We start from the raw sequence: 4052 nt of genomic DNA, 5'->3' as shown, positions 1-4052 counted from the left end.
GCGGTTCAACGCCGAGGTCAAACCGCATCCGTAGGGCACCAGCGGACTCTGACCACAGCCTCCCCTAATGCTGTTGACACTTATAGGAGCGTCAGGGGCACGGCACAAGCTCCCCACGCTCCGCTGCTTGTCCCGCACACATATGGACAGCAGGAACCAGCCTGACCGCCCGCACACAACCACCACGTCACCGACACGGTAGCTCACCCCGAGCGAGCGGTGGCCGTGCACAGCCTCCACGAGCACGGTGAGACGAGAACCATCAAATGGATGTTCCCATGATCGCTAATAGTGGCATTGGTTCTAAAGGAACTATTGGGGCGAACAAGCCCTCGGTTGTCGGTGCAGCCTCGTACTGTCCGCAGGGTGGGCCAGAGCAAACGGTATGCCGCCTTCTACGCCCGGCAAATGGATGAGCGGATCGAGGAGTTCGTCATGCGCGAGGAGTTGATGATGCTCACGGCGGCCGAGCCGGACGTCGAGAACACCCGGCCCACGGACTTCCCGGAACCGCGCCGGGTGTATGCGTGGGTCCGCTACCCCTCGAAAGCGTTCCGCGTGCAGGCTCTGGCGGTCGCGTACACGCGGACCGCGGTGAAGATCCGGTTCCTCGAACCGGTCATCATGATTCAGCGGGAGGGCTGGGTATGGCTGAGCGCGGTCACGCCCGAACGGACAAGGGCCGGCGATGAGGCGGCAGGCGGCACCGCTTAGTCGCATTCTGCGCGGCGGGCAGAAATGTCACACACCAAGTGCGCGGGGTCTCAATGACTCCGCTCATCTGCAGCAGTGCCACCACGACACCGGCCAGGACCGCGACGACCAGGCCCGCCACGACCCATGCCCGATGTCGGGTCACTCCACTGTCCCGTCACCGGGATCGACCGCGCCTCGGGCGATGTCGGTGCGGGCCCTGGCGTAAGCGGCGGTGATGTACTCCTCGAGCTTGATGCGTTCTACCCGCCATTGGCCCCGGTTATCTTCAGTGCAGTTTATGGTGCTTGTTTCATGAGAATCGATCAGGTTCACCCCCGATTCTCAGTGCCTCCCGTTCAAGTGAGTAACGATGGTTCTCTCAACCGGTCAAACGCGCCGTTGCTGGTCTCTTGGCAGGGGCAGTTAGAGTATTGAGCCCAGGTCGGAGCCGGTTGATGGGTAGACAGCGGTGGTTGATTTCAGTTGCCGGGTTGTCAGGCCGTGTTTCATGGCGACGCTGATGGTGTTCGCTAGCTCGGCGTAGCCATGTCCGAAGAGGTGGGCACCGACGATGAGATCGGTGTCCTTGTCGACCAGTATTTTGGTGGCTCCGGCGGTTTCACCGATCCGGTAGTTCGAGTACCAGCCACTGGTGTCGGTATAGCGGACGTCGATGTTCAAGCCATTGCTCTGAGCTTCCTGCTCGAGCATGCCTACCCGGACGAGTTCGGGGACGGTGAAGACAGCCGTTGGCGTTGCAGCGTAATCCGGTACTGTCGTGGCGGACTTCAGCATGTTTGAGGCGGCAACCTTCGCCTCGATGACCGCTACGGGGGTCAACGGTGGTCCGGCGGTGTCCGCTGCGTCCCCGGCAGCATAGACGGCGGGGTTCGTGGTGCTTTGCAGGTGCCCGGCCACTTCCACACCATGGCTGCCGTGCGCCACCTGACCTGCGTCCAGGTCCAGCCTGGATAGTTCAGCGACTCTACCGGCACCGTGGACGATGAGGTCCGCCTGGATCGAGTCCGGGGTGCCGGCGGTGTCGGTGTGGATGGTGTATCCGCTGCTGGACTTGGTGATAGACGTGATGCTGGTGCGGCGTCGCACGTCGACGCCCGCGTCTGATCCGCGCTTGACCAGGAGGTCGACAAGGTCGGCGTCAAACGCCTTCAGGGGCCTGGCTCCCCGATCGAGGATGATCGGTGTGCTTCCGGCCCGGGCAGCGATGTGAGCGAATTCGAAGGAGATGAAGCCGCCGCCGAGGAACACGATCCGGCGAGGAAGTGTCTCCAGGTTCAGGAAGTCGCTGCTATCGATCAGATGCTCGTGTCCTGGGAAATCAAGCGGCCGCGGCACTGCCCCCGTCGCTATCAGGATTTTGGATGCCTCGTACGGTTTGTCTGCGATGTCGACCTGGGTGGGCCCGGTGAAGGTTGTCGGACCATGCAGGGTTTCCACTCCATGGGCTCGGAGGTCCTGTTCCATATTGTGTGGAACGGGGTCCGTGAAACCGTGCTTGTGCTTCATCAGGTCTTCCCAGTTGATGGAGAGCCCATTGCTGTCGATGCCTTTGCCGCCCATGAGCCGGGCGGCGTCGATTACTTCGGCGCCGCGGCGCAGGATCTTCTTGGGATCACAACCGCGCAGGGCGCATGTCCCACCGTAGGGAAGCGCGTCGACGATTCCGACCCGCCAGCCCTTGGACGCGGTTTTCGTCGCGGCGGCAACCCCGGCCATTCCCGCCCCGATTACCAGCAGGTCATAGGTATCAGTCATCAAGGAAACTCCTTCGTGAGTCAGTGGGAACGTTGTTCTCTCAACTGGCGCAGCGTGGATGCCAGTCCATCGTGGGCTTCGCCGTGCAATGGACAGAGCGGGCAGTCATCCGACGGCGCTCCTGAGCTGGGCCAGGCTCGGCGCGCCCGCCGGCCCGTCATCGGTCATATACCTGCGGCAGGCCAGGCCGACCTGCGTGGAGTCATCACCAAACGCGTCGACGCCGTTAATGAGGACGGTAGGAGAGCCGTGGAAGCCTACCCGTTCGGCGGCTTCCACCGACTCGATGAGCTGATATTCGAGCACGATGTCGGGGCGTTCCTCAGCAAGGATGCGCAGCCGCTCGTCTGCGACCGTCCAGTTCGGGCAACCATCAAAGTACTGCAAGGTGATGTCCATGCACCCCACGGTAAACCTTGCAGTCGGGTATAAGGTCAAGGGCTAGAATTGGACCATGCTGATCGGAGAAGTGTCTGCCGCCACGGGCGTGGACAATCAAACCATCCGCTTCTACGAGCGACAGGGCCTACTGCCCGCGCCTGACCGGACCGCTAACGGCTACCGGACGTACGACAGCGCAACTGTCGATCGCTTACGGTTCATTCGCGCAGCGCAAAGCGCAGGCCTTGCCCTGACTGAAATCGCCCAGGTCCTCAACCTTCGCGATGCAGGCCAGACACCCTGCACCCACGTATCACTCGTCCTCGAACAGAAACTTGCCGAGGTCCGGACACGCCAACAAGAACTCGCCATTCTGGCACGCGAGCTCGAGGAACTCATCGAAACCAGCCGCACCCTGGACCCAGCAGATTGTGGGCCAGCAGAGATCTGCCACATCCTCACCACCAAGTAAGCACCCCAGAGCAAGCAGATACCCGGCGCCGGGTGCGCACTCCTAAACTGACATATGACCGCAGCCAGCAAGCCCGATGGGGCTACCGCAACCTGTTCATGCTGCGGACGTGACCTAGCCCTGACAAAGCTGCACGCGGTGGAGGATGGAGCCGCCTACATCTGCCGACGATGTGGATTATGGATCGCTCTTCGCCTCCCGAGGCGAGTATGACCGACCCAATGTTACGTTGCTTCTACCTTGTCATTGAGTGACTTCTGGCGCGTTTGGATCGATTTTGGTGGAGTTAGCCCACTCAATTTGTTTGCGTTGGATTGATGTCAATCGGCTGCGGGGTAGGGTCAGGCCTCGTGACCACTTTCAGCGCGGTTGAAGTCCCTCTTTCTACGGGAGAACGGGTCTACGTCGTCGTAGACGCCGACTTCACGGTGTCTGAGGAAAGCAGACTCTACTCACTGTGGTTGAGCCAGGCGGGCCGATCTATCAACACTCAACGGTCATATCAGACGAAGTTGGCGGTTTTCCTCACGTGGGCGTCTTCAGAAGGTGTGGACTGGCGGAATCTGACGCTGCTCGATTTGCTCAGATACAAACTGCATCTGCAGACTGCCGCTCCCTGAACCGCTCTGGGTTTGATGGAGACTTCCGTTATGTGATTCCCACCAGCTGATGGCGGTTGGTTTGGCCAGCATAGAACGCCTGCTCGAACTCCGCTGGCGGGACATCG

General features: G+C 61.1%; 7 protein-coding genes. 3 read left to right on the top strand and 4 right to left on the bottom strand.

All coding sequences use genetic code 11. The features are described 5' to 3' along the window. Positions 1 to 408: 408 nt before the first annotated feature. Positions 409 to 714, top strand: a complete 306-nt coding sequence (locus ACX80F_RS16900; RefSeq protein ID WP_459337541.1) for a hypothetical protein — start codon at positions 409 to 411, stop codon at positions 712 to 714. Positions 715 to 855: 141 nt separating this feature from the next. On the opposite strand, the gene ACX80F_RS16895 is transcribed toward ACX80F_RS16900, so the two are convergent. From ACX80F_RS16895 to ACX80F_RS16885, 3 genes are all read right to left on the bottom strand, one after another. Continuing rightward, positions 856 to 1029 carry a hypothetical protein gene (locus ACX80F_RS16895; RefSeq protein WP_459337540.1) on the bottom strand — a complete coding sequence of 58 codons (174 nt, stop codon included), beginning with the start codon at positions 1027 to 1029 and terminating at the stop codon, positions 856 to 858. Positions 1030 to 1119: 90 nt separating this feature from the next. After that, entirely contained in the window at positions 1120 to 2472 is a 1353-nt protein-coding gene (locus ACX80F_RS16890) for a dihydrolipoyl dehydrogenase family protein (protein ID WP_090588536.1), read from the bottom strand. Between the two features lie 105 nt (positions 2473 to 2577). Then, the gene (locus tag ACX80F_RS16885; protein WP_090588537.1) at positions 2578 to 2871 is read right to left on the bottom strand and encodes a thioredoxin family protein; all 294 of its coding nucleotides are present in this window, start codon (positions 2869 to 2871) and stop codon (positions 2578 to 2580) included. Positions 2872 to 2926: 55 nt separating this feature from the next. Here ACX80F_RS16885 and ACX80F_RS16880 point away from each other — a divergent pair, with 55 nt between their 5' ends. Then, positions 2927 to 3325: a heavy metal-responsive transcriptional regulator gene (locus ACX80F_RS16880; protein ID WP_090588539.1), complete on the top strand. Its 399-nt coding sequence runs from the start codon at positions 2927 to 2929 to the stop codon at positions 3323 to 3325. A 317-nt stretch (positions 3326 to 3642) separates the two neighbouring features. Continuing rightward, positions 3643 to 3945, top strand: a complete 303-nt coding sequence (locus ACX80F_RS16875; RefSeq protein ID WP_459337539.1) for a site-specific integrase — start codon at positions 3643 to 3645, stop codon at positions 3943 to 3945. On the opposite strand, the gene ACX80F_RS16870 is transcribed toward ACX80F_RS16875, so the two are convergent. Further along, positions 3865 to 4052: hypothetical protein (locus tag ACX80F_RS16870; protein ID WP_459337542.1), on the bottom strand; the 188-nt coding region annotated here is incomplete at its 5' end. The genes ACX80F_RS16875 and ACX80F_RS16870 overlap by 81 nt on opposite strands.

The organism is Arthrobacter sp. TMS2-4 (genome assembly GCF_054511075.1).
This window is presented reverse-complemented; position numbering and strand designations above follow the sequence as displayed.

Bases quoted from the DNA above. Each gene is read 5' to 3' on its own strand.
- ACX80F_RS16885 (WP_090588537.1), bottom strand. From the start codon at position 2,871: ATGGACATCACCTTGCAGTACTTTGATGGTTGCCCGAACTGGACGGTC.
- ACX80F_RS16890 (WP_090588536.1), bottom strand. From the start codon at position 2,472: ATGACTGATACCTATGACCTGCTGGTAATCGGGGCGGGAATGGCCGGG.
- ACX80F_RS16900 (WP_459337541.1), top strand. From the start codon at position 409: ATGGATGAGCGGATCGAGGAGTTCGTCATGCGCGAGGAGTTGATGATG.
- ACX80F_RS16875 (WP_459337539.1), top strand. From the start codon at position 3,643: ATGTCAATCGGCTGCGGGGTAGGGTCAGGCCTCGTGACCACTTTCAGC.
- ACX80F_RS16880 (WP_090588539.1), top strand. From the start codon at position 2,927: ATGCTGATCGGAGAAGTGTCTGCCGCCACGGGCGTGGACAATCAAACC.